This is a genomic window from Methylobacterium sp. WL18 (assembly GCF_008040015.1).
GTDB classification, from domain to species: domain Bacteria; phylum Pseudomonadota; class Alphaproteobacteria; order Rhizobiales; family Beijerinckiaceae; genus Methylobacterium; species Methylobacterium mesophilicum.
The window spans coordinates 1-1,122 of record NZ_VRVD01001007.1 but is presented as its reverse complement, the minus strand read 5'-3'; the positions used below and the strand labels follow the sequence as shown (position 1 = coordinate 1,122).

Genomic DNA, 1,122 nt, shown 5'->3' with positions numbered 1-1,122 from the left:
GGCCCAGCAGCGCGCGGCGGTTGCTGGCCGGGCGGCCGTGCGTGTCGCGATGCGGCGTGTCGGTCATGGGGGTCACGGGCGGTCGCAGGTGGGCGTCGCCGGCCGCACGCCCGTGCGCCGCGCCTCGAGGTTCTGCCAGACCAGGAGCGCCGGCAGGCCGAGCACGACATCGGGGACCCGGCGGGCGAGCGAGAGGGCGATCGCCGTCCCGGCATCGATCCCGAACAGCCCGCAGACCAGCACGAGGCCGCCTTCCTGCACGCCGAGCCCGCTCGGCACCAGGAAGGCCGCCGCCTTGATCGCCTGGCTCAGCGCCTCGATCACCAGGATCTCCGACAGGCTGATCTGATCGACGCCGATGCAGGTCAGCACCACCGCGACCTCGGCGGCACCCAGCAGCCAGGCGAGTGCGTGGAGCGCGAAGGACTGCACCAGGCGGCCGCGCCGTCCCGCCGCCCAGACCGTGTCGAGCGCCCCCTGGATCCGCGGGGCGGGCTCCGGACGCGCCTCGGTCTCGCGCACGAAGCGACGGCCCAGGGCCGCGATCCGGTCTTCGACCACGCGCACGATCCCGGTGCGCTGGAGCGCGAAGAACGCCCCGACCGCCAGCCCCGCCACCGCGAGGGTCCGCAGCGTCCAGTTCGCGAGCTCGGCGGCGGCCGGACCCTCGACCTGGCTCAGCAGCCCGGCGCCGAGGCCCGCGAACAGCGCCAGCGTACCCACTTGGAACAGCATGTCGGCGAGCACGGAGGCCGCCGCCAGGGAGCCGGCCACCCCCCAGAAGGTCAGGAGCCGCGCCCCGAGGACGTCGCCGCCCACCGAGGCCACCGGCAGCAGAACGTTGATGCCCTCGCGCACGAAGCGCAGGATCAGGCAGGCCGAAGCCGGGGCGGGCGAAAGGCCATCGAGGATGCGGGCCCAGGCGAGGCCGCAGACCAGCACCACGAGCGCCCGGACCAGGGTGACGCCGGCAAAGCCCACGAACCCGATCCGCCCGAACGCCGCCGCGACCGCGGAGAGATCGTTGGTCGCCACCAGCCAGACCGCGAGGCCGAGGCCGATCAGCGTGCCGATCAACGGCAGCCGGCGCAGCACGGCCAAGCCGACGCGGCGCGCCGGGGC

At 75.0% G+C, this 1,122-nt stretch carries 1 protein-coding gene; it reads right to left on the bottom strand.

Annotated features, from left to right (window positions below; all coding sequences use genetic code 11):
- Window positions 1-72: 72 nt before the first annotated feature.
- Entirely contained in the window at window positions 73-1,101 is a 1,029-nt protein-coding gene (locus FV228_RS30475) for a flippase-like domain-containing protein (protein ID WP_246694091.1), read from the bottom strand.
- Window positions 1,102-1,122 lie beyond the last annotated feature (21 nt).